Genomic DNA, 26,624 nt, shown 5'->3' on the forward strand with positions numbered 1-26,624 from the left:
CTGTGTGAAAGCGTGCGCCAAAAGCGTTTTCCGGAACTTCTCCGGGCGTTTCCTGCATGGCGGCCATGGCAGGTGCAGTTCATTTGAACAAACGCTTGAACATGTGATGCTTCCTGGCCTAAACCGGCGTGGTTTCCGCATGGTCGCCGTCATGGCCCAAAGCGTCCGCCGTCGCGGCCGGTATTTTCGCTTTGTATTTGACGGCCCACCATATGGAGACTAGAGCGTTTCTGGACTGGACCTCGCCTTTCGTTGCATGTCCGGTCATCAGGAAATCGTTCCGGTTTGTGGCCCCGGTCGCAGGCTCCGGCGCGGACGGCGATGCCGTTGCGTGGAACCGCGGGATGGAGCCCGGCCGGTCCAGAAGACAACTGAACGGACGATGGACGCTGCCCAGGCGGCGTTTGTCCCAGATCACGAAAGCCGGCCTGTTCCCATGGACGATACGTGTCTTGCCCCCGCTTTTCCGGACTTCTCCAGGGATGACTGGCGAAAGCTCGTCGACAAGGTGCTGAAGGGCGCCGACTTCGACAAGAAGCTGGTGACGCGGGCCAGCGAAGGCATCGCCATCCAGCCGCTTTACGACAAGGCCCCTGGCGATGCGCCGCGCGCCGTGCGCGCTGAAGCCGGCGCCTGGGCCGTCACCCAGCTCGTTGACCATCCGGTTCCGGCCGAGGCCAACCATCTGGCCCTTGTCGATCTGGACGGCGGCGCCAGCGGCCTCGCCCTGCGGTTCGCCGGCGCGCCCGCGGCGCGCGGCGCCGGCGTGGCCATCAACACGCTGGCCGATCTGGAAAAGACCCTCGACAGGGTCATGCTCGACCTGATCCCGCTGCGGATCGAAGCGGCTCCCTGGCTCGGCCGCCACACCGCGGCGCTGGTCGCCGCCCTCGTCGACGCCCGCAAGCTGAAGCCGGCTGATGTGAATATCGACTTCGGCCTTGATCCGGTGGGCGACGTCGTCCGCACTGGCGCCTCGCCGCTGCCCGTCGACGCCCAGCTCGACCGTCTCGCCGACACGGTGCGCGATCTCTCCGCCCGCGGCTACCGCCGCACGCTGGTGCGCGTTGACGCCCGCCCGGTGCATGAGGCCGGCGGCTCGCAGGTCGAGGAGCTGGCCTACGCCCTCGCGACCGGCGTGTACTACCTGCGCGCCCTCGCCAGCCGCGGCCAGTCGATCGAAGCCGCCCGCGACGCCATTGCCATGCTGCTGCCGGCCGACGCCGACCAGTTCATGACCCTCGCCAAATTCCGCGCCGTCCGCCTGCTGTGGGCCCGGGTGCAGGAGCTGTGCGGGCTGGAGCCGAAGCCGCTTCACGTCTCGGCCGAGTCCTCCTGGCGCATGACCACCCGCCGCGACCCGTGGGTGAACATGCTGCGCGTCACCGAGGCGGTGTTCGCCGCTGGCGTTGGCGGCGCCGACAATGTCACGGTGCTGCCGCTGACCGCCGCGCTCGGTCTGGCCGATGAATTCGCCCGCCGCCAGGCGCGCAACACCCAGCTGATCCTGCTGGAGGAATCGAACCTGTGGCGCGTCGCCGACCCGGCGGCTGGCGCTGGCGGCGTCGAGCAGTTGACCCGCGAGTTGTGCGCCCTGGCCTGGGCGCAATTCCAGAAGATCGAGGCCGCCGGCGGCGTCATTGAGGCGCTGAAGAGCGGTTTGATCCAGGGCGAGATCGCCAGGGTGCGCGCCGCCCGCGAGAAGCAGATCGCCCGTCGCCAGTTGCCGGTTACCGGCGCCAGCGAGTTCCCCAACATCCATGAGGCCCCCGTTGAGGTGCTGACTCCGGCCGCCCCGGCGCCGCTGGCCGGCGACGCCCGCCGCATGGACGTGTCGGCCACCTTTGAGGAGTTGGTCGACCAGGCCCGCGCCGGCGCCGGCCTGCCGGACAATCTGGCCCGCGTCGCCTCCCCGATCGCCGAAGCCCTGCCGGTTCACCGCGACGCCGAGGCCTTCGAGGCCCTGCGCGATCGCGCTGACCAGTTGCTGGCCGGCAAGGGCGCGCGCCCGAAGGTGTTTCTGGCCAATCTTGGCCCGATCGCCGCTTTCACCGCCCGCGCCACCTTCGCCAAGAACTTCTTCGAGGCCGGCGGCATCGAGGCGCTCGGCAACGACGGCTTCCCGTCGCTGGAAGCCATGGCCGAAGCCTTCCGCGCCTCCGGCGCCCGCATCGCCTGCCTGTGCTCGTCGGACGCGGTCTATGACGCCGAAGCCGTGACGGCGGCGAAGGCCCTCGCCGCCGCCGGGGCCCAGACCATCTACCTCGCCGGGCGTCCCCCGGCCGAGCTGGAGGCGGCGCTGAAGGAAGCGAACGTCACCCGCTTCGTCTACATGGGCGCCGATCTGATCGTCGTGCTCTCCGAGGCCATCGACCTCGCCTGACGCTTTTTTGACGGCGGCCAGCCCGCCGCCGTCGACCAACGCGCGCCGGAGCGGAAGCCGCCCCGATTGGCGGCCCAGGTTGAGCCGCCCGGACATCCGGCGCTACAATGTTATCATGCGGGCATCCGCGGCGCGCCGTTCCGGCGGGCGGGCGCTCCTGGCAGATCGAGAAGTGGCCAGTCACATGACCAGGATTCCTGACTTTACGTCCATCGACTGGGAAGCGCCGCACGTCGCTGCCCCCGCCGCGTCGGGCGAACCGTGGACCACGCCGGAAGGCATCGACGTCAAGTCGGTCTACACCGCCGCCGACCGCGACGATCTGGCCTTCGTCGACACGCTGCCGGGCCTTGCCCCCTTCGTGCGCGGCCCCTACCCGACCATGTACGTCAACCAGCCGTGGACGGTGCGCCAGTACGCCGGCTTCTCCACGGCCGAAGACTCCAACGCCTTCTACCGCCGCAATCTGGCCGCCGGCCAGAAGGGCCTGTCCGTCGCCTTCGACCTCGCCACCCACCGGGGCTATGACAGCGACCATCCGCGCGTCTCCGGCGACGTCGGCATGGCGGGCGTCGCCATCGACTCCATCTACGACATGCGCACCCTGTTCAGCGGCATTCCGCTCGACCAGATGTCCGTGTCGATGACCATGAACGGCGCGGTGCTGCCGATCCTTGCGCTCTATGTCGTCGCCGCCGAGGAGCAGGGCGTGACCCCCGACAAGCTGGCGGGCACGATCCAGAACGACATCCTCAAGGAGTTCATGGTCCGCAACACCTACATCTATCCGCCGACCCCCTCCATGCGGATCATCGGCGACATCTTCGCCTACACCTCGGCCAACATGCCGAAGTTCAACTCGATCTCGATTTCCGGCTACCACATGCAGGAAGCCGGCGCGACGCAGGACCTGGAGCTGGCCTACACGCTGGCCGACGGCGTCGAGTACATTCGCGCCGGCCTCGCCGCCGGCCTGACCGTCGACCAGTTCGCGCCCCGCCTGTCGTTCTTCTGGGCGATCGGCATGAACTTCTTCATGGAAGTGGCCAAGCTGCGCGCCGCGCGCCTGCTGTGGGCCCGGCTGGTGAAGGAGTTCGGGCCGAAGAACGACAAGTCGCTGCCGCTGCGCACCCACTCGCAGACCTCCGGCTGGTCGCTGACGGCGCAGGACGTGTTCAACAACGTCTCGCGCACCGCCATCGAAGCCATGGCCGCCACCCAGGGCCACACCCAGTCGCTGCACACCAACGCCCTCGACGAGGCGCTGGCGCTGCCCACCGACTTCTCGGCCCGCATCGCCCGCAACACCCAGCTGTTCCTGCAGCAGGAGAGCGGCACCACCAAGATCATCGATCCGTGGGGCGGTTCCTATTATGTCGAGCGCCTCACCGCCGAGCTGGCGAAGAAGGCCTGGGAGCACATCGAGGAAGTCGAGAAGCTGGGCGGCATGGCCAAGGCCATCGAGGCCGGCATTCCGAAGCTGCGCATCGAGGAAGCCGCCGCCCGCACCCAGGCCCGCATCGACTCGGGCGCCCAGTCGGTGATTGGCGTCAACAAGTTCAAGCCTGAGAACGAGAAGCCGATCGACGTGCTCAAGGTGGACAATTCCGCCGTGCGCGCCGCCCAGCTCGACAAGCTGAAGCGCCTCAAGGCCGAGCGCAACCAGGCTGATGTGGACGCGGCCCTGAAGGCGCTTGAAGACGGCGCGCGCGGAAACGGCAATTTGCTGGCTCTGGCCATCGACGCCGCCCGCGCCAAGGCCACCGTCGGCGAAATCTCGCTGGCCCTGGAGAACGTCTTCGGCCGTCACCAGGCCGAGATCCGCTCGATCTCGGGCGTCTACAAGCGGGAGGCCGCCGCCATGAGCGAAGTGCAGCGCGTGCAGGACCTGGTCGAGACCTTCCAGGAAGAAGACGGCCGCCGGCCGCGCATCCTGGTGGCCAAGATGGGCCAGGACGGCCACGATCGCGGCCAGAAGGTCATTGCCTCGGCCTTCGCCGACCTCGGCTTCGACGTGGACATCGGGCCGCTGTTCGCCACGCCGGATGAGGCCGCCCGCCAGGCCATCGAGAACGACGTGCACATCGTCGGCGTGTCGTCGCTGGCCGCCGGCCACCTGACGCTGGTGCCGGAGCTGAAGGCGGCGCTCACCGCCCAGGGCCGCCCGGACATCATGATCGTGGTGGGCGGCGTGATCCCGCCGCAGGACTTCGACGCCCTGTACAAGGCCGGCGCTTCGGCCATCTTCCCGCCCGGCACGGTGATCGCCCAGGCCGCCGAGAAGCTGCTCAACGAACTGCGCCAGCGCCTCGGCTACCTGCCTGGCAAGGCCGCAGAATAACGCCGCCGCACCAGGCGGCTCTCCCGCCCGCCGAATATTCCGGCGCCGCGGCTCCTGCAGGAGTCGCGGCGTTTGCACTGGTGGAGGTCGCCCCCGGCCAGCCGACGCAGAAACTGATTCCGGATAGCGTCACAAGTAGTTGTTTTGATTGTTGTTTCAGCAGATTGCTGCAGGCCGCTCAAAGCCGGAAAGCGGATCCGGCCGGCGCGACCCGCCACACCCCGGCCGCCCTTACGCCAGACGGGTTCATGAAACGCATGCAACGCATTGTTTTAATTGAACAATGCGCCACACAACTGCAAGCCCTCCGCACGCGTCATGATATGGTCATGGTGGCGCCCGAAGGGATCTCCAGGATAATTTACCCACGACAAAGCAATTTCCGGTCAGCCGGAATCGGCTGGTCGATCAAAATTCGCTCAACAGGCAGAACTGGAGTGGTTTGCGATCCGGATTGATCGAAAGCCGCTCTGACGCCTGCTTTTCCAAAGCCGGCTCGCAGGCCAGGGCTGATGGGGCTGGTCCCGGTGTGGGCCAATGATGGAAAAGGTCCCGCCGAGGGACCGATGACAGGGACATGACGCAGATGAGCACCGGCATGGGCAACCCAGGCAACGGGCCTGAAGCTGGAGTGGCCAGGGAGCCCGCGCGCCCCATGGCCCGCCACTCGGCCGCCGGCGTGCGGGCGACGCGCCCGGCGCGGCTGCCTGGAACCCTGACCATCCTGCGCACCATGATCAGCAACCCGATTGATGGCTGGCCGCCGGAGGTGTACGAGGCGCCGTTGTTGCGCTCGTCCCAGGTGGGCCGCCCCTGCCTGTTCGTCATGGCGCCGGAGCTGGTGCATGAGGCGCTGGTTGATAAGGCCGACATCTTCGTCAAGGACAAGGTGATGCGCCGCACCCTCGGGCCGGCGCTTGGCGAGGGCATTCTCACCGCCAATGGCGCGCACTGGCGCTGGCAGCGGCGGCTGGCCGCGCCGGTGTTTCGCCACGACCGGGTGATGGGCATGGTTCCCGCCATGATCCGCGCCGCGGAAGCGACGGCGGAGCGCTGGGCGGGGCAACAGGGCGAGCGCGTTGACGTCGCCCATGAAATGATGCGGACGACCTTCGACGTCATCGCCGACACCATGCTCTCCGGCGCGCCGGACATGGACGTGGAGCGCGTCGCCGGAGCCATCACCGACTCGCTCGACAGCATCGGCTGGCCGCTGGCGCTGTCGCTGCTGGGCGCGCCCAAATGGATGCCCTATCCCGGCAGCCGCCGCGCCGCCGCTGGCCGTGAGTATCTGCGCGGCTGCATGCAGGCCGCCATCGACGCGCGCCGCGCCGTTGGCGCCGCCGGGCGGGAAGCCGATCTCACCAGCCTGATGCTGGAAGCCGCCGATCCGGAAACCGGCCAGCAGATGAGCGACGAGCAGATCATCGACAATTTGCTCACCTTCATCGCCGCCGGCCATGAAACCACCGCGCTGGCGCTCACCTGGTCGTTCTGGCTGCTCAGCCAGTATCCGAAGGCGGCGGCGCGGCTGCGGGCCGAGGTGGAGGCCGTGGCGCCCCATGGCGTCACGCCAGAGAATATCAACCAGCTGGTTTTCACCCGTCAGGTGCTGCAGGAGGCGATGCGGCTTTACCCGCCGGCCGCCGTCATTGTGCGTTCGGCCACGGAGGACACGACCCTGGGCGCAGAGCCGGTGCTGAAGGGCGAGGCGCTGATTTTCCCGATTCACGCCATCCATCGCCACCGGACGCTGTGGGAGCAGCCTGACGCGTTCAACCCCGATCACTTTGCCCCGGAGGCAGTGAAGGCCCGGCCGCGCCATGCCTTCATGCCCTTCGGCGGCGGCCCGCGCATCTGCATCGGCATGATGTTCGCCATTCTGGAAGGCGTCGCCATTCTGGCCACCCTCGCCCGGAAATTTGCCCCCGAGCCGGAAATTCCCATGACGCCGGAGCCGCAGCTGCGCATTACCCTGCGCCCGCGGGGCGGCATGCCAATGCGACTGAAGCCGGCTGGCGACGCAGGGGCCTGACAGGTCCGGCAATCTGGCGAAAAGGGCGCGGATCAGCCGCGCCCTTTCCCGTTTCAGCCACAGACCTCAGCGCTTGACGGTTTCGCCGGAGGCGACGTCCAGCACCGAGCCGTCTTTCAGATTGATGCGATAGACCTCGCGGGTGACATTGCCAGAGAAGCCCAGCTCGACAATCGACACCGTGTCAAACGTCGTGGGCATGCCTTCCGGCAGAATGGCGTTGAAGTGGGCGGCCAGACCGTCCATCGTCGCGTTGATCGCCGGGGTGAACGGCTTCGTGCTGTAAACCAGCGTGTTGTGCGGGTTGTGGGTCCGGGCTTCCTTGCCGTCCTTCACCACATTGACGCCGCTGACGCCGACCGTGCGCACCAGCTCCTTGCCGGCGTCGCCCATCTTTGCATAGACCGGGCCAGTGACGCGCGGTAGCGGGCCGTCGCGCAAAGGCGCCAGAGCAGCGGTCGCCGCGGTGTTGTACGCCATCAGGGTTTCATAACCCGGGCCTTCCTTGACCACGCCCAGATCCAGCCACCACGGGCTGCCCGCGCCCTTCGCCGCTTCGGTCGTATAGAATTTTTTCAGTTGCACCTGCACAGGAGCCGGGGCTTTGGGCAGGGCCGCAAGCATCCGGGCCGGCGTCTTTTCGTCCGGGTTGTGAATGTGGACCACGGTGACGTGGGGAATATTGGAGCGGATGGCTTCCGTCTCCAGCCCGAGCGCCAGCAACTGCTCCTTCAGCGGACCAGCGACCGTGGCGTTGAGCTTGCCGACAACAGCTTCCGGCAACGTGAACACCAGCCCCCAGGTGCGGACGTGCGGGCGAAACGCCTCCTGACCAATGGCGCTGTTGTCGATCTGGCCGGTGTTTCCGTCTGCGGCGAAAGCAGGCGCCCCCGTGAGGCTGGCGATCGCCGTCATGGCAAGCAACGCGCCCATACCTGCAAATTTGTTCCGCATGTCTCATTCCCCTTTTTCTGGCGGCGAATCGCGTTCGCCTGCCAGCGAGAGGGAGCACGTGCTTACAAAAGCTGGATGACAGCCATTGACCATGTGACTTTCGCAACAATTCTGTGACATGCGCAGGAGACAATCGCTGGCGACAACTCACGACGCCCAACAGCATTGGACACACGGCATGAAGCGGACATTCTGGATGGCGGCTGTGGCGGTCACTGGCATTGGATGGCATTCCGCGCAATCTGCGGCGCAACCTGCCGCGGCGCAACCTGCCGCCAGCGAAGCGCCGGTGGCCCAGGCCGGCGACAGCTACTTTCAGGCCGCGCACAAGGACCTGCAGGCCATCCTCGCCCGCAAGCCCGTGCAGGGCCGCGCCCGCAACGTCATCCTGTTCATTGGCGACGGCATGTCCGTGCCCACGGTGACGGCCTCGCGCATACTGGAAGGACAGCGGCGCGGCGTCGACGGCGAAAGCAACTGGCTCACCTTCGAGCGCCGGCTGCCGCATGTGGCCCTGTCCAAAACCTGGACCCATGACGCCCAGGTGGCGGATTCCGCCCCCACCGCCACGGCGCTGGTTTCAGGCGTCAAATCGGTGAACGGCACGCTCGGCGTCACCCAGCAGATCCGCCGCGGCGATTGCGACAGCCAGAAGGCGGCGGCTGTCACCACCCTCTTCGAACTGGCGGAACAGGACGGGCGCGCCACCGGCATCGTCTCGACCGCCCGCCTGACCCATGCGACGCCGGCCGCCGCTTACGCCAAAGCGGCTGACCGCGACTGGGAGAACGACACGGAGGTTCCGGCGGCCGAGAAAGCGAAAGGCTGCAAGGATATCGCCGCGCAGATGATCGAATGGCCGGCCGGCGACGGCTTCGAGGTGATGCTGGGCGGCGGCCGGGCCAATTTCCTGCCAAAGGAAACGCGGGACCCGGAGGACCCGAAACGCACGGGCGCCCGCGCCGATGGCCGCAACCTGGTGGAGGAATGGCGGCGCAGGCGCAATGACGCGACCTATGTCTGGAACCAGGCCCAGTTCGACGCCGCCGATCCCGCCCTCACCAGACGCTTGCTTGGCCTGTTCCAGCCCAGCCACATGCAATATGAGACCGATCGGGCCAAAGACAGGGCCGGCGAACCATCGCTGGCGGAGATGACCGGCAAGGCCATCGACATCCTGTCGAAAAATGACAAAGGCTATGTGCTGATGGTCGAGGCCGGGCGCATCGACCACGCGCACCACGCCGGCAACGCCTGGCGGGCGCTCACCGACACCATCGCCCTGGACGCGGCGGTGAAGATGGCGCTGGACAAGGTGAACCTGAACGACACCCTGGTGGTGGTCACCGCCGACCACAGCCATGTGTTCACCATGGCCGGCTACCCGCCGCGCGGCAATCCGGTGATGGGCCTCGCCGGCAAGGGCGCCGACGGCAAGCCGTACAGCACGCTTGGCTACATGAACGGCCCCGGTTCAAGCCAGCCGGCGGCGCGGGAGGAGCTGGACGCCGGCAAGACCAGCAACCCCGACCACAAACAGCAGGCGCTGGTTCCGCTGGCATCCGAGACCCATGGCGGCGACGATGTGGCGATCTACGCTGGCGGCCCCTGGGCGCACCTGTTTCAGGGCGTCATGGAGCAGAACGTGATCTTCCACGTCATGGCTTACGCGTCGGGGCTTGGCCAGGAGCAGGCAAAGGAGCAGACGCGGAACCAGACGCCTGGCCAGACAATGAGCCCGCAACAGTCAGGAAAATAGGCGCATCTGGCCTGGTCCGGCCTTGCCCGGCCAGGCCAGAGCCAGTTCTGGGCCTCAATCCTGGGCTTTGGCGCCGCGTTCAACGGCGCGGCGCACCACGGCGCGCACGTCCTTGTTGGACAGGAACACGTCGTGGCCGATGACGCCCCAGCCATAGTCCGAAGCGTCCACCACCTTGACGCCCAGCGGCTCCAGCTGCTCGCGCACCGAGGCGCCGACCCGCGACACGCCGCCAGCGAGCTGGCCGGACACCGCCAGCGCCCGGTCCTTCGTCGAGCCAATCACCGTGATGTGCGAGGCCAGCGGCCCGATGCGCTTCAGCGAGGTGGCGAACAGGTCCACATCAATGTCCGGCGCCGCCAGCACGATGGCGCCGATACGGGCGGCGAGATCGGTGGAGCCGCTGAGCGCCCAGAGCTGGCGCAGGGTCTCCAGGGTCAGCAGCGCGCCCATGGAATGGGCGATGATGTTGAGCTTGCCGCCGCTCGGGCTGCGCCCCAGGGCCTCGAACACGTCCTGCAGGGCGTCGCGCGACCACATGGCGCTTTCGCGGTCGTAGCCATAGTCGATCAGCGCGTCTTTCGACGGCCAGGAGAAGGCGACGGTCTGTCCATCGAAAGCGATGCCGCTGGCCAGCTCGTGGGCGTCCAGCACGCTGGTTTCGAATGAGGTCTTGTAGCCGTGCACGTAGAACAGCAGGTCGTGGCCAGCTACGGCGCCCGCCAGGGTGGCGACGGGATCGTTCGGCCCCAGCCCTTCGACGCTCACCAGGCTCCAGCGGCCGGCCACCGTGGACACCGCCCGCCCCAGCAGGGACTTGCCGCCGTCCTTCAGCACCGCCCTGACGACGCGGGTGCCGCCAGAGCGCTGCCAGCTGAACCATGGACGCTCCGCGGCGCCCTCCACCGGTTTGCGGTTGGTCACGACATAAACGTCCGCGTCGCCTTCCGCCGCCAGGGCCGGGCGGGCGATGGCGAGGCCAGCCAGTGCGCCGCCGGCGATGGCGAACAGGTTGCGGCGATTGATGGAGAGCGGATCGGTCATGACAGTTCAGCGCAATTGAATCGGAAGCGGCGCACAACGCGCCAGCATATGGGCGCCATCATGGCGCCGCCGCCGCCCTGAACGGGATCTGGCGGGCTGGCCGGAATCAATCCACCGGGTTATGGCTGCTTCAGGCGCCGCCGTCGCAAACGGGCGACGTTGCGGGGCCAGATGCGGTTGTGACTGACCAGGACTGAATGGGGCAAAGACAGGCCTGGCCTTTGCCCCGGGACATCCGGTCAACTGAGCCGGAACCTTACCCTGCCTTTTTGATTTGGCGCATTTTCCTGATGCAGGGCAACGTCAGCCCCGCTGGAGAATGCTCCCGGAGCGAACATGACCGTCCAGACTTCCCCACGCCCTCCGGCCATTGATGTCGCGAACCTCGCCGGGCGGCTGGTTGCCGGCGACCGCGCCGCGCTGGCGCGCGCCATCACGCTGGTGGAATCGCGCCGGGAAGATCACCGCCTCGCCGCCCGCCAGCTGTTGCAGATGTTGATGCCCCGCACCGGCGGCTCCATCCGCCTCGGCGTCACCGGCGTGCCAGGCGTGGGCAAATCCACCACCATTGACGCGCTCGGCTCCAACCTCACCCAGGCGGGCCACAAGGTGGCGGTGCTGGCGGTGGACCCCTCCTCGACGCGCACCGGCGGCTCGATTCTCGGCGACAAGACCCGCATGGCGCGGCTGGCGATTGATCCCAACGCCTTTGTGCGCCCCTCCCCCAGCGCCGGCACCCTGGGCGGCGTCGCCGCCAAGACCCGCGAAACCACCCTGCTGTGCGAAGCCGCCGGCTTCGACGTGGTGATCGTGGAGACCGTGGGCGTCGGCCAGTCGGAAACCACCGTCGCCGATCTCACCGATTTCTTTCTGGTGCTGATGCTGCCAGGCGCCGGCGACGAATTGCAGGGCATCAAGAAGGGCATCATCGAGATGGCCGACATGATCGCCGTCAACAAGGCTGACGGCGACGGCCTGAAGCGCGCCCGCGCCGCCGCCGCTGAGTATCTGGCGGCGCTGCATATTCTCGCGCCGGCCTCGAAGGTCTGGTCGCCCCCGGTGGTCACCATCTCCGGGCTTGCCAACACCGGCCTCGACAAGATGTGGGAGAACGTGCTCGACCACCGCCGCAAGCTCGACGCCGTGGGCGAATTGCAGGCCAAGCGCCGCGCCCAGGAAGTGCGCTGGATGTGGACGCTGGTGGAAGAGCGCATGCACGCGCGCCTGCGTCGCGACCCGGCGGTGCGCGAACGCGTGCCGCAGATCGAAAGCGCGGTGCGCGCCGGTGAATTGACCGCCACCATCGCCGCAGAGGAAATCTGCGAACTCGCGGGGCTTGGCTGACGCGCGCGCTGGGTGGGAACAGCCCCTGAGAGAAGCCGGCCTTGCGAATGCGTCCGGCCCTGCCCTCAGCGGCTACCCGTCTGCAAGGCGTGCACCGACGCAACGATCTCCGCCAGGGCCGCCGGCGCAAGAATGAGCCCCGCGTGATCGACGCCTGGAACCAGCCGCACCCCGACCAATCCGGGAGCAGGGGCGAACACTTCTGCAAAGCGGTCGGCATGAAACATGTTATCGGCTGCGCCAGCCACCACCATCAGCGGCGTGGTCACGGCGCGGATGGCGGCCCTGTAGTCAAGCGGCGGCCCGAAATTCAGCAGCAGATTATAGTCATACGCGCCGGTCTGCCGTTCCTGATTGCGTGGATTGACGCCAAAACGGGCTACGGGAAGCCCGTTGCCAGCACTGATGCCCAGGCCATTCAACACCATCAGCGCCACCACGCGAGGCATGCCGACGCTGACCCAGCCGCCCGAATTGGGGCGCTGCGCAGGTGAATCGATGCTGACAAAAGGGGCCAGCAGAAGATAGCTCTGAAACTGCCTCGCCCCAGACCCGGTGGCAATGCGCAGGGCAAAACCGCCGCCTGATGAAAACCCCACAAGCGTCACCGGGCCAACCGGCTTCACATCTTCCATGAAACGGGCAAGGTCATCATCAAGCTGGCCGATGCGGTCGACATGGCCCTTCACGCCGCTGGAGCCATGCCCCCGGATGTCCAGCGCGTATGCCGGATGCCCCGCGCCGGACAGCGCGAGGGCCAGCGCGTGCATGCTGTTGCTGGTGGCTGAGGATCCGTGAACCAGCACGACAGAACCGGCGGGACCCTGCCCTCCCGCCCTCTCCTGCGCCGGATAGCGCCTGTAGGCCAGCCTGACGCCGTCAGCGCCAGCGTAATATGACAATGGCGGCAGGCTGCTGTAGTCGACCGCGCCGAATGCCTCGGACAGCCCCGGGAATACCGGGGGCTGTCGCGGCCCGCCAAACAGGATTGCGCCGCCAGCGGCAACAACCCCGACCGCCAGCAAACCGGCGGCAAATCTGAAAAGCCACCTCATCCACCCGCCTCCCAACCCCGACGTACGGGGAGCAGACGGCCAGAAACCGTAGCGGCGTCCCCGCCACCAGGGCAGGATAACGCCCGCGCCCTGCGCAACCCAGCGATTTGGAGCATGATGCGGAGATGCCGCCGCACCCTGACTTGCCTGCGCTGGGCGCGACGCATGTCCTGATGGAAATTCGTCGCGCCGCATGGGCTTCGCCAGACAGCGATGCGTCACTCCATCGCCGCCTGGTATTACAGCGGCGACACCAGATGGCCGCCGTCCACGACGATCACTTCGCCGGTCATCCAGCTGGAGGCGTCGGTGGAGAGCAACAGCATGGCCCCGTCGAGATCCGCCTCCTTGCCCAGCCGGCGCATGGGCACGCGGCGGATCATCGCCTTGCCCGGCTCGGTGTCGAAGAAATCGCGGTTGAGATCGGTGAGGATGTAGCCCGGCGCCAGCGCGTTGACGCGGATGCCATAGCGGGCCCATTCAAGCGCCAGCGCCTTGGTCATGTGGACGACGGCCGCCTTGGAGGCGGCGTAAGGCAGGATGGCCTGGGCGACGCGATAGCCGGTGATCGAGGCGATGTTGACGATGGCGCCGCCGCGCTCCGCATCGCGCCAGCGGCGGCCCGCCTCGGCGCACACCAGCCAGGCTCCGCGCAGATTGGTGTTCACCACCTCATCGAAATCCGCCGCCGACAGGTCCATGGCCAGCGCGGGCCGCGAGATGCCGGCATTGTTGACAACCACGTCCACCGGCCCCTGGGCGGCCTCGGCGGCGGCGAATGCCTGGGCGACCGATTCCTCGCTGGTGACGTCCAGCGAAACGGCGTTGGCCCGTCCGCCCTTTGCCTGCAACTCGGCCACCAGCTCGGCCAGCTTGCCGGCGTTGCGGGCCGCCACGGTCACCACCGCGCCGCAGGAGGCGTAAAGCCGTGCGAAATGCGCGCCAAGGCCGCCGGAGGCGCCGGTGATGAAGACATGTTTGTTGCTGACGAGCGCGCCAAGGTCCATTGGTATTCCCCTGAGATATTCCCGCGTGATGATCCAAACCGGCCGGCCAGCCATCACGCCTCCAGATCCGCCGGCGCCGGAGAGCCAATGCAGAACCAGAGCGCTCCCATCGCAACGTCAGTCCGCCAGGTCAAGCTGGCGGGCCACACGATCCATGTCAGCGATGACAAGCCGACGTTCTGGGCCAGGGTTAGCGCCGGCGTCTGGGAGCCTGGGGCCCTGGCGGCCATCAGCGCGCACGTGAATGCGGAAACCTGGTTTCTCGACCTTGGCGCCTGGGTTGGCCCCACCACCCTGCTGGCGGCGCGGCTGGGCGCGCGCTGCATCGCCGTTGAAGCCGACCCGCAGGCGCTGCGGGAGTTGCGCGGTAATCTCGCGAGCAATCCGGCGCTCGCCGCCCGGGTCACGGTGATCGACAGGGCTGTCAGCGCGACGCAGGACCCCGTGACGCTCGCCGCCCGGCGCAAGCCCGGCGACTCCATGTCGAGCGCCCTGCTGGCGCAGCAGGCTGACGTGGCCCGCGTCCGGTGGAGCGTCGAGGCGATCACGCCGGCGCAACTGGCGGCGCTTGTGCCCGCCGATGCGCCGCTCTTCATCAAGCTCGATATTGAAGGGGGCGAGTTCGCCCTGCTGCCGCAGCTGACGCCGCTGCTGCACCGGCGCGGGCAGACCAGCGCCCTTGTCTCCTTCCATCCCGGCGTTCTGCGCGAAACCGGCGCGCCGGAGGATGAGATACGCGCCCGGACGGCGCTGGCGCTCGCGCCCTTCGCCAACTGGCGCAGCGAGGAAATCGATCCGCCCGCAGCGCGGGCGGCAGGCGGCGCTGCGCCAGACCCGCAACTGATCGCGAACGGCAAGCAGGGAGACAGCTGGCTGTTCACGCGCCCTGGACCAGCACCGGACTGAAGACGGCCGGCGGATCGCCGCCCGGGCGCGGACGCGCGACCAGGCGCTGCGGCGTCCGCAAGGGCCGGAGCCACGCCACCGGAGCCAATCCGCCAGGGCCAGGCCCAGTCCGCGAGGGCGAAGCCCATTGGCCGTGCCGGATATGTCAGCTGCAGCGAACGCAAGCGCCGCTCCGGGTTGACCAGAGCGGCGCGGAGAATTGCTTACTGGTCAGCCCCGGCCTTCGTCCTGCCCCTGACCGAATCGCGCGCGGCGCCGAGCCCAATATTGCGCGCCAGTTGCGAACGCATCTCGGCGTAGTTGGGAGCAACCATCGGATAGTCCGCCGGCAACCCCCATTTGACCCGGTATTCCTCGGGGGAAAGGCCATAAGCGGCGCGCAGGTGCCGGGTCAACGACCGATATTGTTTGCCATTTTCAAAGCATACGATGAAATCCGGCGAGATGCTCTTGCGGATCTGCGCGGCTGTAAGCGCCGGCGCCGCCGGGGTCGCAGGGCGCGCCCCCGCCCCGGCGCCTGACAGCGCCGCATGCACGGACGCAATCAACCCGTCGAGTTCACCGGGCGCAACCGTATGGTTGGAAAGGTAGGCACAAATAATTTTCGTCGCCAGCTCACGAAGCCCAGTCTGCAATTCGTTCATGAAACACCAGAATATTTTTAAATAATCAAAATATATTCGTGCATAAATATCAATAATTCAATTTTTGTCAATATATAATCTATATTTAGATAGTTCAAACAAACTGACGAACCTGAAATTCAGGCGGTAACTTCGTCAACTTCGATAGCGTTCGATCAGACAAGACCGCGCGCGCGACTGTCTTCACTGCCCGGCCGTCGCCGGGCGCACGCCCGCGACCCAACCGCGTCATGAACATCATTGGAGCATCGCCCCCCCCCCGGGACCGTCGCTAAGGCGAGGCGCCGGCGCATGACGGGGCGCCCGGCAGGCACGCTCTCGCCCCGGCAGGCATGATCTGGTCATGGTAATGCGCGGCGCGAGCAGGGTATCAGCGCGTCACTGGCCCGGCCGCCGCACTTTCGGGCCGGGCTGGCCGGCGAGCCTCCAGGCGCATGAGCCCCCCCCCCCCCCGGAGCCGTTGGGCAAAAGAAAACCGCCCCGAAGGGCGGCTGAAGGCGGATCTCATCGAAGGGAGGAGCGCGTGCTCCACTCCGTCAACCTGGTGGCCCCGCCACGCCCTGTATGTGCGCGGCGACACACGGGGGCCGACCTTGTGTCAGCCGCGATCCAGAAATGCCTGCACGGTCTCGAACAGTTGCAGACGGTTGCGCTCCATCATCATGGTGTGGGAGCCCTGGTCAAAAATCACCAGCTGGTTATGGGCGGCGGACGGCAACTGCTGGAACAGGTCCTGCGCCATCTCAGGCGGCGTATCAGCATCCCAGGCGCCGACGGCCAGCAGCGTTGGTGCGGTAATGCGCGATGCATCGAAATACGGCCTGCCGGCGAAATAGCTCTCCCGCACATCCTGCAGCACGCCATTCGGCGCCCGGAGCACCGGCGGATCCATGGCCATGCCATCGGGGTCGGTCGCGAATGTCGCGTCGGCCCAGGCGTCGAACCAGCCCGGCGGAATCAGCGTGGGCAGCGCCTGTTCGGGAACGCCGGCCACCCACCGCGCGTAAGCCTCGGCGCGCGCGGTTCCCCGCCACGCCGGCAGTTGTACGGCTCCAGGAACAATGGAATGCCCACCCGCCGCCGGCCGCCTGACCCACAGCGGCGCATACAGCGCCAGCCGGCGGACATGGGCGGGAAAGCTTGCGGCATAGGCGCCGGTCAGGGTTGTGCCCCACGACCAGCCCAGCAGACACAGGCTGTCGAGGCCGCGACGCCCGGTGATCGCCGCAACCACTCGGCCAATGTCGGCAATCGCCGTCACGCCGCGCACCACAGGCGGATTGTCCTGCGCCGGCGCGGCCATTTCCGGCGGCCGCGTCGAATGACCATAGCCGCGCAGGTCCATGAGATACACGTCGTATCCCCGGTCCGCGATGTAATCCATCCACGACATGCCATCGAGCGCGAGGTCGAAGGAAGTGGACGCCGGATAGGTGGCCCCATGTACGAACAGCAGCGTCCGTTCCGGCGCAAATGCTGCGACGTCCCGCCTCACCTTGTTACGGACAAAAAGCTCCACGCCGCTGTCATCCGCCGCCACCCTGAACGCTTCGGTCAAAATCTCGCCCTGGCCCATCAGTCCCCCCATCGTCACATGCCGGCATCCCGGCATTATGACCCCAAAAAAGGCGGCGGAGACACCTGTTCCCGCCAGCGGACGGGCATGACAGCTTCAGCGAGCCGGGCCGGACGACAAGAAGCAGCCTGGCCAGAATAACTCGACCAGTCGCACAGGCTTTCAGGGCAAGGGCGCAGCGGGCCTGTACGTCAACGGACCGGAAAGCCAGGCAAGCCTGGCGCCGCAAACGCAAAGCAGCCGGAAGCGTCTGCTTCCAGCTTTTGCGCCATCGATAAAATGAAGAAATGGTCGGGCAGGCGGGATTCGAACCCACGACCCCCTGGTCCCACCAGATTGATTTCTATTGTTTCATAGCGCTTTACGGAATGGGATAAAATGGGCGTTTCCGTTGATTTTATTACATATTTCTCCAGATCATATTTCACAATGTTTCACGGTGTTTTCGCATGCGGTGGCGACTCGTGCAAAAATTAGCCATCCGAAACTAGCTGACGGGGTTCGTATGCCCGTCACGAAGATCACCAGGCCTGTCGTGGACCGGCTCCAGCCGCAGGCGAAAACCTACATAGTGTTCGACACCGAGCTGAAAGGCTTCGGCGCGCGCGTCACTCCCAGGGGGCACATTAGCTACATCCTGGAGTACCGGCCCGGCTCGGGTGGCAGGGGCACAGCGAAGCGCCGCGCCCCAATAGGCGCCGCCGCCGCCCTGCCCCCCTGACCAGGCGCGCAAGCTGGCGCGTCAGATCCTCGCCGACATTACGAAGGGCTCAGACCCAGCCGCCGGGCCTGCGCAGGAGCGATCAGCCAGAACTGTGTCGGCGCTCGTCGACGCGCATATGGAGTCGGAGGTAGCGGCGAAGCGAAAGACCAGCACAGCCGGCCTGTATCGAATTTACTATGACAAGTACATCAAGCCTGAGCTGGGCAGCCGCAAGGCTCCAGAGCTGACGCATGCAGACGTGGCGCGGTGGCGCCGTAATCCTGGCAAGGCGGCCGAGGTGACGGCAACGGGAAACCAGCTTTGCATATGACGTCGCGAACGGCCGGGCCATTAAGATGGTGGGCGGCTGGGCGCAGCGAACCGTCGTCCGCAAGGGTGGCGTCAGCACCAGCATCGTGGAGCGCTGGCCGGATGTGATTGGGCCGCGCGGTCGGCGGTGGCCGCATCAACAAGATAGAGATGGCGGCCGTCTGGCCGCCGACTGCGGCTGTGGCTGCACTCGCCGGGCATGAGCCGCGATCGCCTATATCTGCGATCCGGGCCAAATACCTGGATTGCTGCGGAGGCCGGCCCGGCGAAATTCGGGCCTGTCAGGCGGTGAAATGGAGCTTGTGGCCGTTTCGTAGTGGGCAGCACCCGTACACGGCGCGGCGGCTGGAAAAGGGGCTGCCAGGCGGGATTCTTGGGGCGGGTGGGCTATACAGCAGATCTGGCCGCGGATTGGGGGCCCTCCCGGCTGGTCGGTTAAAGCTTGCAAATTGTAGCCGAAACCAGCTGCTCGCCCGAATTTCCCCATTGTCATAACGATAGTGGCGATACGGTTAAGCCCGGACGCATTTCTCTTCGTATCCTGCCAACGGATGGTTGTCAGTTTCAAATCTATGTGAATACTCTCTCCGGCAGTGGGCAAGTTGGCCCGCCAAAGCGTCCAATAGCAAATCTACCCGAGGGGGGGGAATACAATGAACAGGCGTGAACTAATGGCCGCCGGCATCGGCCTAACGGTGGCTTCACCGTTCCTTATAAGGGAAGCACGGGCAGCAGGCGGAAAGAAATACGATGTCGGCGCAACTGATGCCGAGGTCCGGCTTGGACAGACTATCCCCTACAGCGGCGCTGGCTCGCTCTATAGCGTAATTGGCCGTGCCCAAGCCGCTTATTTCGACATGCTGAACGAAAAAGGCGGCGTCAACGGACGCAAGATCAGGTTCATTTCCCTGGATGACGCCTATAGCGCGCCGAAGGCGGTTGAGGCGACCCGCCGTCTGGTTGAGCAAGAGGAAGTGCTTGGGTTGTTCGGTTCGCTTGGTACGGCTCCGCAGTCGTCGGTGCAAAAATATTTGAATAGCAAGGGTGTTCCGCAGCTGCTGCTGAATACCGGCGCGCCGCGCTGGAATAATCCAAAGGAATTCCCTTGGACGACGCCCGCTCTGCCGCTTTATTCTGCCGAAGGGCGCATTCTCGGCCGCTACCTGCTGGAAACAAAGCCGGACGCCAAAGTTGCAATTCTCTTCCAGAACGACGAGTTTGGCCGCGATTATACTCACGCCTTCAAGGAATCAGTGGGCAAAAACATCAAGATCGTGGCGGAGGCGCCATATGATCTCACGGACGCCACCATCGACTCCCAGATGATTCAGCTCGCCAAGTCAGGCGCTGACGTTTTCTACAATGTCAGCACGGGCAAGCATACCTCGCAGGCAATCAAGAAGGCACACGAACTGAAGTGGAAGCCCCTTCAGTTATTGGTCAGCACCTCGACTGGCCGGTCGATTCTCAACGCCGCAGGAGTGGAGGCGGCGAAGGGTATCGTTTCAACATTGTACCACAAGCATGTTGGCAGCCCACACTGGGCCAAGGATGCCGATGTTATCGCCTTCCAGGAACTGCGAAAGGCGCGGATGACGGGCATTGAGGCTGACAACGACATCGCATTCCTCGGGTATTCCATGGGCGTGCTGATGGCGAAAATCGTCGAGCGTTGTGGCAATGAATTGACCCGGGCGAATCTGCTTAAGCAGGCGACCAACCTGAAGGGCGTCGCTGCGCCAGCCCTGCTGCCGGGAATCACCTACGCCACCACGCCAACTGACTATTCGCCGTTTGCGGCTCTCTACATCGCAACCTTCGACGGCAATGAGTGGTCGCATTCAGATAAGCCTATAAGCGCCTGACAGGCAGAGACTGTTACCAGACGCCGCGCGTTCAACAACTTCGGCGCGGACTGGTTCAGGGGCGCTATCGGATGAGAGGGCGATCAGTACCCGGAAGCTCAAATCGGCAACGCGTTGCCGATCTTGCCCGAACTTCTCGCAAACTTGCATGAAGTTCCGTGCACGTCGCTCCGACATCCCAAACCCAGCCTTGATCCACGGGAAGGAATTCCCGTGGCCCAACTGGCGCTTTTTGCTCAATCAGCCCGCGGCCTGCCGCAATGATATCCTCCGCAGCCCTCGCCATGCCCCCCCGGATGCGTTCAGCCGCCGCCCGCGCAGATGCAAGGTGAGCATGGCTCAGTCCTGAAGAGTGCCTGCTCAAAGCCTTGTCAGCTAATTGAAGGGTCTTGCCTTGCCGCTGGCGTGGTATGCCCGCAATGGCAGATATCCCAACAGGATTACGATGGCGCTGCCTATGGCGGTGTCGAGCAGGCGTTGCAGGCCGAAGTCCGCATCGCCGGCGCCAGGAATGATGACGTCTACCAGCATTAGAATAAGGGGCGTGAGGAACACGGCCTGAAGCACGTAGGATTTTTGCATTGCCCAAGGCAGAGCACCCGCCAGAAGCGCCATGATCAATACGAAGAGATAACCCTTCTGGACGTGGCCAAGGATCAGCGCGCCAATAGCAACGCCACCAACAGTTCCGATGATGCGCTGAAGGGAGCGGTCCCGAATGGGTCCCAGGTCCGGCTTCATTACAAGGCCGACGGTCAGCGGAATCCAGAACCAGTGTGCTGCCTCGTAAAACCAGTGCGCGCTGTAAGCCGCCCCCAGGCAGAGCGCCAGAGCCAGGGCCGGAGCAAGCTGTATTCGAGCTTCCGGCGGGTTCGGGGCGGCTGCGCCCACTGTCGCGTCCTGCGCGCGCCAACCCCGCATCAGAACCTCGGCGCCAAGCACCAGAGCGTAGAATGCGGCTCCTGCCAGATACAGCGCTGCCGGCTGCCAGAACGAAGCGATGGAAGGGACGCCAAGGGCAATGGATGCCAGCAGAAGGAACTGCAACGCACCCAGAGACAATGCGTGGCCGATGTTACTCAGTATTCCCGCCGCAATCCCGGCGAGCATCATGGCCAAAACGATCAGGCCCCAGGGTAATGGGCTCAGGTAACCCGCCAAATAGCCAAGCGCTCCTATGGGCGCAGAAATCAGGATCGCCTTGTATATCTCGCGGTAAGGGGCGAAGCTTTCCGCAGTGGTCATCATCAGACAACCCATGGCGATCCACATGCCCGTCATGATGTCGCCCATCATCAGCCCGGCAGCAAACGGCAAGCCAATGCACAATGCCGCCCGGATTGCCCGACCCCAGCGCCATGTCGCTGGCTTGACCCGCAGAAGTGATAGCAGCGAATGGTCGCCGTGAACTGACTCGGACATGCATGCTCCTGCCGGGTGTGTGGATGAGCGCCAGGCGTGGCTGACAGGATCGTGCGTTGCACGCGTCGCATGCAAAAGGCGAGTCCTGGCCAGCAGCCGGCATGTGGCCGGGGTGGCTGGGCGTGAGCATCGGAACGTGCTCCAACCGATCTATCACATTGATTGTAGTGAGGAATTTAACGCGCTGAATTTTCGACGGGTTGGATATCTGGATGCTAAGGGCGACGCTCGCCGCGCCTTCGACATGACTAGGGATGGCGTCACCTTCCTCGTCATGGGCTTCACCGGATCAACGGCGGCAATGTTCAAAGAGGCTGGTGGCGGCCAGTGGGATAGTTCCAGGCCACCACGCTTCTTTACGTGGTCCCTGTCACACCTCAACGCACTGGCTGGGGCGCCGGAAACTTCCATTTCCCGTCCAGGATTGCCTGCTGAGGCCGATACATACGGACGAGAGAGTTCCACCCCTCCATGGTGGGAAGACAATTGGGAACCTTGCCATCGCAACCGCCGAACTGCACGGTCACAGAGCCATCCTTGTTCTTGGCAGCTGTAATGTTGTTGACCGAATAGGCGTTGTAGGGGTTCTTCTCAAAGAAGCCCTTGGCGTTATAAACGCTGATCGACCAAAACGCCCCAACGGGCACGTCTTTGGGGACCTGCAGCCTGTAAATGGTCTTGCCGCTGGCGTCGGGCGGACTAAAGCTGTCGTAGCTTGCATCCTTATCCGGATTTCCGCCCCAGCCTGCAGCAGTGCCTATCAGGTGCTTGATGGGGTCAACAGTTCCCTTTGCGCCAAAGGCGCCCCGAAAATCAGGACTGTACCTGGCCAGCTCCAGCAGGGCGGTGCGTATGGCATCCAGACTCCTGGCGTCCCAATTCGGCAACTCCAGTTTGCCCGTGTCTTTCTGTGTGATGCGGATGCCGTCCTGCAACTTGTGAACTTCGGCCAGGTCTTTCGGATTATTTGGGTCCACCAAGGTTCGCACCGCCACAAAGGCATATCGCGAGCCAACATTCTGCTGGGTTAGCTTCAGCGGCTTGGAGCCATAGACCACGAACGGCGTGTAATGATCCTGATTGACTATCATCAAAGACATGAAGCGCTTGCCCGCATCCGGTAGCGCCACTGTCGCAGGGCCAGCGGCCAGATCAATAACACCGAAAGAGTAGAGCGTGTCGCGATTTAGTCGGATTATCGTTTGATCGTCGATCGAAGCCGGCTCGCGAACATGCTTCAGTTTGCCGATGCCGCCGGCCTCCTTCGCATTCCTGGCAAGGTAGTTGTCGGATTCCGCTCGAACGAATGTGCCGATGTTCACTGGCACTGAGTTGGCGTCGGACGCCGCGTGTGCTGACCCGGCTGCGGTCGCAAGCATCAGACCAAGAATAACGCCTTTGCCCATCATTTCCTCCTGCGGAAGTGGACCGCATCTCTCCGGCGTCATGGATGCCAGGATCGCCAGACGGGCAACTATAGGGCAGGATTCTGACCTTAACAGCCTGAAGACATTTGGCTGAGCGTTCAAAATTGCATTGATCGCTCCCAGGGTGAAATTCAGGGCCGTGATCCTGGCGGAAAAGTCAGCCATGGCGCAGGAATGCGCTGTGAACGCAATTTTGCACCGTGCAATGGCAAGGGGGCCAGGCCATGGGCGGAAAATTACGCCGACGTTGAGGGGGGTGGACTTTTCGCCATAACCCCGGAAATTCCGGCATTTAGAACCTGAGTGACGTTTCAATATGACTTTTGCCCATATTGAAGCGCCGGACATCCAGCCGGCCTATTTTTGAAATAGTGCGTCGCGGTTCGACAAAAGCCACTCTCTGAATTCGTGCATTAGCGGTGTCCAAGCATCCGCATCAAGTTTGGATAGTGCACGGGCCACCGAAAAGGCGGCTAGCCAAGCTGAAATGGTGATTTCAGACATGCCATGGTCGGACACGTGCTTAAGCCAGTCACGCTCCAGATTGAGGACGGCATTCCATTCCTTCGGGTTGAAGCGTTCCAAAGCCTTGGGTTGCTTCATCATCTGAGTATGTATGTCCGAACCTTTGCGGTCGGAATAGATGCCCTCTGCAGCTCCGGCCAAAGTGACCGCGATATCGAAGTGGCCATGTTGAAGGGCAGCAATAGCAGCCTCCGCGTGTCGGATCGCGGCTTCCTCTTTTTGCAGAGTCAACGGTTGGTCTGGAATCTTCATGCCTTTTGTGCCCGTTTCAGGCTCCCCATCAAGGCTCACTGTATGATGCAGGTGCCTGGCCAGTCGCGGCATGACCGGCCAGCGCAGGCGCTGAGGCTGACAGCCACAAGTATTGCGATGACGATTCTCGTCATGGACTTCCTTTCAGACGGTTGGTGGGGTCCATCTTGCAATGTAGCCTAACACCATGCTCCGCCCACCGGTCGCAGAAGGCAGAAGCCCTTTCCCGTAATCCGTCATCCGGGTTGAGGATAAAGAAGGCCCTGCAACTGTAGGCCTTGGCACGAATCGCCAGGGTATCTGGACCCAATTGACCCAGCCAGTGCTCCACCTCGGCATCGCGCCCACCAGCACGGCGCGTATTGTGATGGTAGATTACGGCCGCACGCCCCTTGGCAAGTGCTATGGCCTCTGCAACCGGAATCTGTTTCCCAAACTTTGACCTGCCGCGTCGCCGGGGATCGTCATCGACCAGCCCGTTGTCAGGATCTGCGAAGACGATATCTGCTCCAGGCATTGCCTTTTGAAGTTCCTCAAACCACGCGGTGCGCCACCCTGACCGGCGCTGCCAAGGTAAGCCTGCAGACGTCAGCGCGACGCCATGGTAGACGGACGGCATCAGCCTGGATGCCTCAATCGCCTTCACCGAGCGGCCCGCGTCGACTACCCTTGCCAGGGCATCAAATAGCTCGGGGTCAAGAGCCCGCCATTTCTCTGGCTGTTGCAGGTACCTGATATGCCGGCCATCACCATTGTGGCCTTCGTCGGGATAAAGGTGCCAAGCGACACCAGGGGCGCGTCCGGAAGATAACGTCCGCAATAGCGCCAGCTTTGCGTAATCGCCAATATCCCCTGCGTAACGATCCTGCATGCGGCCTCCCCACGATCGCTCCCGAGTTAAAGTATCAAGCGCCACCTGTTCCGCCACCGGTCGGATTTGACCACAGACAAGCGCGCGGAACACCGCGCCGGCTGGATGCGGTTGATAGGGGGCGTGGATGAGAATGCTGAGGCGGTCAATAAACTTGGTCAGGTTTACCAGGTTTCGCCGAAGGGTGGGCGTGGGAATTGAAGGCGGTCTATCCCTCGCGGTTCGCGCCATGCCAAAGCGTTTGTCCCGCTCAGATCAGAGATCGACGCCCCACTCGATTTTTCCGCGCCCTGACCCGGACGCGGCCAGATCTGCCGCCTTCTTGAGCAGGGCGAAAGCCAGCGAGGTGAATGTTTCCTGCAATTCGACAAACCTGGGCAGGATTTCAATCGCGTGTCCGCCCGGCGCATGGACCTTGAGCAGACCGCGTTCCTGCGCCGCTTCCACGAGCCGCCGGACGTGCCCCCGCGAAACGCCGAAGCAGTTGGCCAGATATACATAGGGACAGGACACGATCCGCGAGCCCCCCTCCTGCTGGTCGACAAAGGCCAGCCAGAGCTTGAACATGATCTGGCGACCCGCCACCTTGCTCATGAAGAACCGGGCGTCCGGAACGGCGAGCGCCAGGCGCACCCCGCTTGCGTACAGGTTGATGCCTTCGACCGAATACCGTGACCTGAAGTCCGGGTCGTTTTCCAGAAGGCTAAAGTAGTCGAACCTCTCGCTCATCAACTGGATCGACGCCAGCGTGCTCTGCGCGATGAGCCGGCTCAACGCCTCGCCTTTCTCCGTCGGCTCCAGACGTTTGACGCGCCTGTCTGCGCTGACTTCGACCTGACGCCAGTATCCCGTATGCAGTTTGAGACCGATCAGCGCGCTGACGCGGTTCGGACTGGTGATGCGGAATCGCGCGGCGAAGGCCCGGATGCGCGTGAGGGTCGCTCCCGAACGCGGATCCCCGGGATTTCTTGCCAGATGAAGCGCCGTCAGCGCGATCCCGAGAGTCAGTTGCGCTTCTTCACTGGTGAGCCGGACCAGATCGCGGGATCTCTCCAGATTGCCGGCGATGCGCTCCGCGTGAAGTCTCAACGCCTGGGGGAATGCGGGATGGGCGCGCAACGCCGCCGCGTCCTCCAGCACCCAGTCCGGAAGCCTGAACGATGATGCGACGACCGCCATCTGAGCCAGTTCTAACGCCCCGACGGGTTTTCCCATCAGTCACCTTCCCCCGTCATCCTCACGCGCCCATTGTTGTTGAATGCAACGCCAGCCTGTTCGAACGCGATCCGTAGCGCAAGGAGGTTATTCCGGGTCATCGGAGCGCCGCCCCGCTCAAGCAAAAATGGTCATCAGGTTCATCGCCATGGCATCCCCTGGGCGCTCCTGCGACCAGCCCAGAATTGCCCTTGCGGCGCTGCGCTGTTCAGGCGCGTGATCGTCATCCCCTCAGCCGCACGCCGGGGCCGCCGTTCACCGTGGCGCCTGCGTCCAGAAAGATGACGCCGGCGGATTCGAGGGCTGACTGAAGGGTGGCGACGGTGCGGGGCAGCAGATCCTCGCCGCGCTCAAAGCGTGAAACCGTATCTGCAGACACGTTGGCTTCCCTGGCCAGCTCCCTAACCCCCCAACCTACGGCAGTGCGGGCCATTCGGCACTGAATTGGCAGCATCGTAGTTCTGTTCCGATTTCATCTTGATGTAACAACTATGTGCGGATATCGTTACTTTGCACTGAAAACAGGACATCAACACAAGGACCCAACCATGCCCCACGCCGTCACCGTCACGCCTATCTCCCCCTGATTATGACGCGCCGACACGGCGCAGGCCCATGCTTTTGCAGCATCTGCAGCATTCGGCGGGTGGGCAGACCTTGCTGGGAGGATTTCAGAGAGCGCCAGTCCCGCATTGATGTTCGTCGAGGGCGAGGCGGTCGTGGTCGACACATCCGACTGCGACATGTCCCCGGAGCAGCGGCGGTCTTGATTTTCTTCGACGGCAGGATCGGTTTCCAGAAAGTCGGGATGGCCGGCAACTCCCGGCCAGGCGCGAGAGTGATCGGTCGCATGCTGGCCCGCGCCCAGGCGAAGCAGCGCACGAAGCGCAAAATGGCCGCCTGAGCAAGAGAGTTCGAATTAGCCCCTTCTCGCCGGACTGGCGGCTTAGGACTGATCGACATTCA

22 protein-coding genes and 1 pseudogene are annotated in these 26,624 nt (G+C 64.4%); 10 read left to right on the forward strand and 13 right to left on the reverse strand.

Annotated elements, in window-relative coordinates:
- Positions 1-436: 436 nt before the first annotated feature.
- From ACERNI_RS08990 to ACERNI_RS09000, 3 genes are all read left to right on the forward strand, one after another.
- Positions 437-2,383: a methylmalonyl-CoA mutase family protein gene (locus ACERNI_RS08990; RefSeq protein WP_448832941.1), complete on the forward strand. Its 1,947-nt coding sequence runs from the start codon at positions 437-439 to the stop codon at positions 2,381-2,383.
- Between the two features lie 184 nt (positions 2,384-2,567).
- Positions 2,568-4,724, forward strand: coding sequence for a methylmalonyl-CoA mutase (scpA, locus tag ACERNI_RS08995; protein ID WP_448832942.1), 2,157 nt, complete (start codon positions 2,568-2,570; stop codon positions 4,722-4,724).
- A gap of 577 nt (positions 4,725-5,301) precedes the next feature.
- Positions 5,302-6,759, forward strand: coding sequence for a cytochrome P450 (locus ACERNI_RS09000; RefSeq protein ID WP_448832943.1), 1,458 nt, complete (start codon positions 5,302-5,304; stop codon positions 6,757-6,759).
- A 66-nt stretch (positions 6,760-6,825) separates the two neighbouring features.
- Here ACERNI_RS09000 and ACERNI_RS09005 read toward each other — a convergent pair whose 3' ends face one another.
- A complete protein-coding gene (locus ACERNI_RS09005; protein WP_448832944.1) occupies positions 6,826-7,713 on the reverse strand; it encodes a hypothetical protein in 888 nt (295 codons plus the stop codon).
- 178 nt (positions 7,714-7,891) lie between these two features.
- On the opposite strand from ACERNI_RS09005, the gene ACERNI_RS09010 reads away from it, so the two are divergent.
- Complete coding sequence (locus ACERNI_RS09010) at positions 7,892-9,472, forward strand: alkaline phosphatase (RefSeq protein WP_448832945.1); 1,581 nt, start codon at positions 7,892-7,894, stop codon at positions 9,470-9,472.
- A gap of 54 nt (positions 9,473-9,526) precedes the next feature.
- On the opposite strand, the gene ACERNI_RS09015 is transcribed toward ACERNI_RS09010, so the two are convergent.
- Positions 9,527-10,516 carry an alpha/beta hydrolase gene (locus tag ACERNI_RS09015; protein WP_448832946.1) on the reverse strand — a complete coding sequence of 330 codons (990 nt, stop codon included), beginning with the start codon at positions 10,514-10,516 and terminating at the stop codon, positions 9,527-9,529.
- 336 nt (positions 10,517-10,852) lie between these two features.
- Between ACERNI_RS09015 and meaB the strand changes: the two genes are divergently transcribed.
- On the forward strand, positions 10,853-11,860 hold the full coding sequence (gene meaB, locus ACERNI_RS09020) for a methylmalonyl Co-A mutase-associated GTPase MeaB (protein ID WP_448832947.1): 1,008 nt from the start codon (positions 10,853-10,855) through the stop codon (positions 11,858-11,860).
- 65 nt (positions 11,861-11,925) lie between these two features.
- Here the strand turns inward: meaB and ACERNI_RS09025 are convergent, their stop codons facing one another.
- Positions 11,926-12,915 (reverse strand): alpha/beta hydrolase, encoded by a 990-nt coding sequence (locus tag ACERNI_RS09025; RefSeq protein WP_448832948.1) that lies wholly within the window; start codon positions 12,913-12,915, stop codon positions 11,926-11,928.
- Positions 12,916-13,154: 239 nt separating this feature from the next.
- Positions 13,155-13,922 carry an SDR family NAD(P)-dependent oxidoreductase gene (locus ACERNI_RS09030; protein ID WP_448832949.1) on the reverse strand — a complete coding sequence of 256 codons (768 nt, stop codon included), beginning with the start codon at positions 13,920-13,922 and terminating at the stop codon, positions 13,155-13,157.
- A gap of 87 nt (positions 13,923-14,009) precedes the next feature.
- Between ACERNI_RS09030 and ACERNI_RS09035 the strand changes: the two genes are divergently transcribed.
- Positions 14,010-14,828 (forward strand): FkbM family methyltransferase, encoded by an 819-nt coding sequence (locus ACERNI_RS09035; protein WP_448832950.1) that lies wholly within the window; start codon positions 14,010-14,012, stop codon positions 14,826-14,828.
- A gap of 203 nt (positions 14,829-15,031) precedes the next feature.
- Here the strand turns inward: ACERNI_RS09035 and ACERNI_RS09040 are convergent, their stop codons facing one another.
- The 3 genes from ACERNI_RS09040 to ACERNI_RS09050 all read right to left on the reverse strand — a co-directional run bounded on the left by ACERNI_RS09040 (position 15,032) and on the right by ACERNI_RS09050 (position 17,476).
- A complete protein-coding gene (locus tag ACERNI_RS09040) occupies positions 15,032-15,472 on the reverse strand; it encodes a MucR family transcriptional regulator (protein WP_448832951.1) in 441 nt (146 codons plus the stop codon).
- Positions 15,473-16,070: 598 nt separating this feature from the next.
- The gene (locus ACERNI_RS09045; protein WP_448832971.1) at positions 16,071-17,060 is read right to left on the reverse strand and encodes an alpha/beta hydrolase; all 990 of its coding nucleotides are present in this window, start codon (positions 17,058-17,060) and stop codon (positions 16,071-16,073) included.
- A gap of 179 nt (positions 17,061-17,239) precedes the next feature.
- Entirely contained in the window at positions 17,240-17,476 is a 237-nt protein-coding gene (locus ACERNI_RS09050; protein WP_448832952.1) for a hypothetical protein, read from the reverse strand.
- Positions 17,477-17,863: 387 nt separating this feature from the next.
- Between ACERNI_RS09050 and ACERNI_RS09055 the strand changes: the two genes are divergently transcribed.
- Positions 17,864-18,082: a hypothetical protein gene (locus ACERNI_RS09055; protein ID WP_448832953.1), complete on the forward strand. Its 219-nt coding sequence runs from the start codon at positions 17,864-17,866 to the stop codon at positions 18,080-18,082.
- A 652-nt stretch (positions 18,083-18,734) separates the two neighbouring features.
- Positions 18,735-19,946 carry an ABC transporter substrate-binding protein gene (locus tag ACERNI_RS09060; RefSeq protein WP_448832954.1) on the forward strand — a complete coding sequence of 404 codons (1,212 nt, stop codon included), beginning with the start codon at positions 18,735-18,737 and terminating at the stop codon, positions 19,944-19,946.
- Positions 19,947-20,321: 375 nt separating this feature from the next.
- Here ACERNI_RS09060 and ACERNI_RS09065 read toward each other — a convergent pair whose 3' ends face one another.
- Positions 20,322-21,368: an FUSC family protein gene (locus ACERNI_RS09065; protein ID WP_448832955.1), complete on the reverse strand. Its 1,047-nt coding sequence runs from the start codon at positions 21,366-21,368 to the stop codon at positions 20,322-20,324.
- On the opposite strand from ACERNI_RS09065, the pseudogene ACERNI_RS09070 reads away from it, so the two are divergent.
- Positions 21,367-21,672: pseudogene (locus ACERNI_RS09070) on the forward strand (Rha family transcriptional regulator); the annotation flags it as partial. The gene ACERNI_RS09065 and the pseudogene ACERNI_RS09070 sit on opposite strands and share 2 nt — an antisense overlap.
- 73 nt (positions 21,673-21,745) lie before the next feature.
- On the opposite strand, the gene ACERNI_RS09075 reads toward ACERNI_RS09070, so the two are convergent.
- From ACERNI_RS09075 to ACERNI_RS09095, 5 genes are all read right to left on the reverse strand, one after another.
- Complete coding sequence (locus ACERNI_RS09075; protein WP_448832956.1) at positions 21,746-22,960, reverse strand: DUF1254 domain-containing protein; 1,215 nt, start codon at positions 22,958-22,960, stop codon at positions 21,746-21,748.
- 192 nt (positions 22,961-23,152) lie between these two features.
- Positions 23,153-23,572: a hypothetical protein gene (locus ACERNI_RS09080; protein ID WP_448832957.1), complete on the reverse strand. Its 420-nt coding sequence runs from the start codon at positions 23,570-23,572 to the stop codon at positions 23,153-23,155.
- 130 nt (positions 23,573-23,702) lie between these two features.
- Positions 23,703-24,443, reverse strand: coding sequence for a hypothetical protein (locus ACERNI_RS09085; protein WP_448832958.1), 741 nt, complete (start codon positions 24,441-24,443; stop codon positions 23,703-23,705).
- A gap of 255 nt (positions 24,444-24,698) precedes the next feature.
- The gene (locus ACERNI_RS09090; RefSeq protein WP_448832959.1) at positions 24,699-25,583 is read right to left on the reverse strand and encodes a hypothetical protein; all 885 of its coding nucleotides are present in this window, start codon (positions 25,581-25,583) and stop codon (positions 24,699-24,701) included.
- A 298-nt stretch (positions 25,584-25,881) separates the two neighbouring features.
- Positions 25,882-26,112 carry a helix-turn-helix domain-containing protein gene (locus tag ACERNI_RS09095; RefSeq protein WP_448832960.1) on the reverse strand — a complete coding sequence of 77 codons (231 nt, stop codon included), beginning with the start codon at positions 26,110-26,112 and terminating at the stop codon, positions 25,882-25,884.
- A gap of 312 nt (positions 26,113-26,424) precedes the next feature.
- On the opposite strand from ACERNI_RS09095, the gene ACERNI_RS09100 reads away from it, so the two are divergent.
- Positions 26,425-26,562 (forward strand): hypothetical protein, encoded by a 138-nt coding sequence (locus ACERNI_RS09100; protein ID WP_448832961.1) that lies wholly within the window; start codon positions 26,425-26,427, stop codon positions 26,560-26,562.
- Positions 26,563-26,624 lie beyond the last annotated feature (62 nt).

This window comes from Camelimonas sp. ID_303_24 (assembly GCF_053543495.1).

What these genes read in the sequence shown, in the direction of transcription:
- ACERNI_RS09030 (WP_448832949.1), bottom strand. Translation starts at nt 13,922, where the DNA reads ATGGACCTTGGCGCGCTCGTCAGCAACAAACATGTCTTCATCACCGGC.
- ACERNI_RS09080 (WP_448832957.1), bottom strand. Translation starts at nt 23,572, where the DNA reads ATGAAGATTCCAGACCAACCGTTGACTCTGCAAAAAGAGGAAGCCGCG.
- ACERNI_RS09045 (WP_448832971.1), bottom strand. Translation starts at nt 17,060, where the DNA reads ATGGGGGGACTGATGGGCCAGGGCGAGATTTTGACCGAAGCGTTCAGG.
- ACERNI_RS09075 (WP_448832956.1), bottom strand. Translation starts at nt 22,960, where the DNA reads ATGGCTGACTTTTCCGCCAGGATCACGGCCCTGAATTTCACCCTGGGA.
- meaB (WP_448832947.1), top strand. Translation starts at nt 10,853, where the DNA reads ATGACCGTCCAGACTTCCCCACGCCCTCCGGCCATTGATGTCGCGAAC.
- ACERNI_RS09025 (WP_448832948.1), bottom strand. Translation starts at nt 12,915, where the DNA reads ATGAGGTGGCTTTTCAGATTTGCCGCCGGTTTGCTGGCGGTCGGGGTT.
- scpA (WP_448832942.1), top strand. Translation starts at nt 2,568, where the DNA reads ATGACCAGGATTCCTGACTTTACGTCCATCGACTGGGAAGCGCCGCAC.
- ACERNI_RS09040 (WP_448832951.1), bottom strand. Translation starts at nt 15,472, where the DNA reads ATGAACGAATTGCAGACTGGGCTTCGTGAGCTGGCGACGAAAATTATT.
- ACERNI_RS09005 (WP_448832944.1), bottom strand. Translation starts at nt 7,713, where the DNA reads ATGCGGAACAAATTTGCAGGTATGGGCGCGTTGCTTGCCATGACGGCG.
- ACERNI_RS09000 (WP_448832943.1), top strand. Translation starts at nt 5,302, where the DNA reads ATGACGCAGATGAGCACCGGCATGGGCAACCCAGGCAACGGGCCTGAA.
- ACERNI_RS09065 (WP_448832955.1), bottom strand. Translation starts at nt 21,368, where the DNA reads ATGTCCGAGTCAGTTCACGGCGACCATTCGCTGCTATCACTTCTGCGG.
- ACERNI_RS09010 (WP_448832945.1), top strand. Translation starts at nt 7,892, where the DNA reads ATGAAGCGGACATTCTGGATGGCGGCTGTGGCGGTCACTGGCATTGGA.
- ACERNI_RS09095 (WP_448832960.1), bottom strand. Translation starts at nt 26,112, where the DNA reads ATGCTGCCAATTCAGTGCCGAATGGCCCGCACTGCCGTAGGTTGGGGG.
- ACERNI_RS09085 (WP_448832958.1), bottom strand. Translation starts at nt 24,443, where the DNA reads ATGCAGGATCGTTACGCAGGGGATATTGGCGATTACGCAAAGCTGGCG.
- ACERNI_RS09015 (WP_448832946.1), bottom strand. Translation starts at nt 10,516, where the DNA reads ATGACCGATCCGCTCTCCATCAATCGCCGCAACCTGTTCGCCATCGCC.
- ACERNI_RS08990 (WP_448832941.1), top strand. Translation starts at nt 437, where the DNA reads ATGGACGATACGTGTCTTGCCCCCGCTTTTCCGGACTTCTCCAGGGAT.
- ACERNI_RS09035 (WP_448832950.1), top strand. Translation starts at nt 14,010, where the DNA reads ATGCAGAACCAGAGCGCTCCCATCGCAACGTCAGTCCGCCAGGTCAAG.
- ACERNI_RS09060 (WP_448832954.1), top strand. Translation starts at nt 18,735, where the DNA reads ATGAACAGGCGTGAACTAATGGCCGCCGGCATCGGCCTAACGGTGGCT.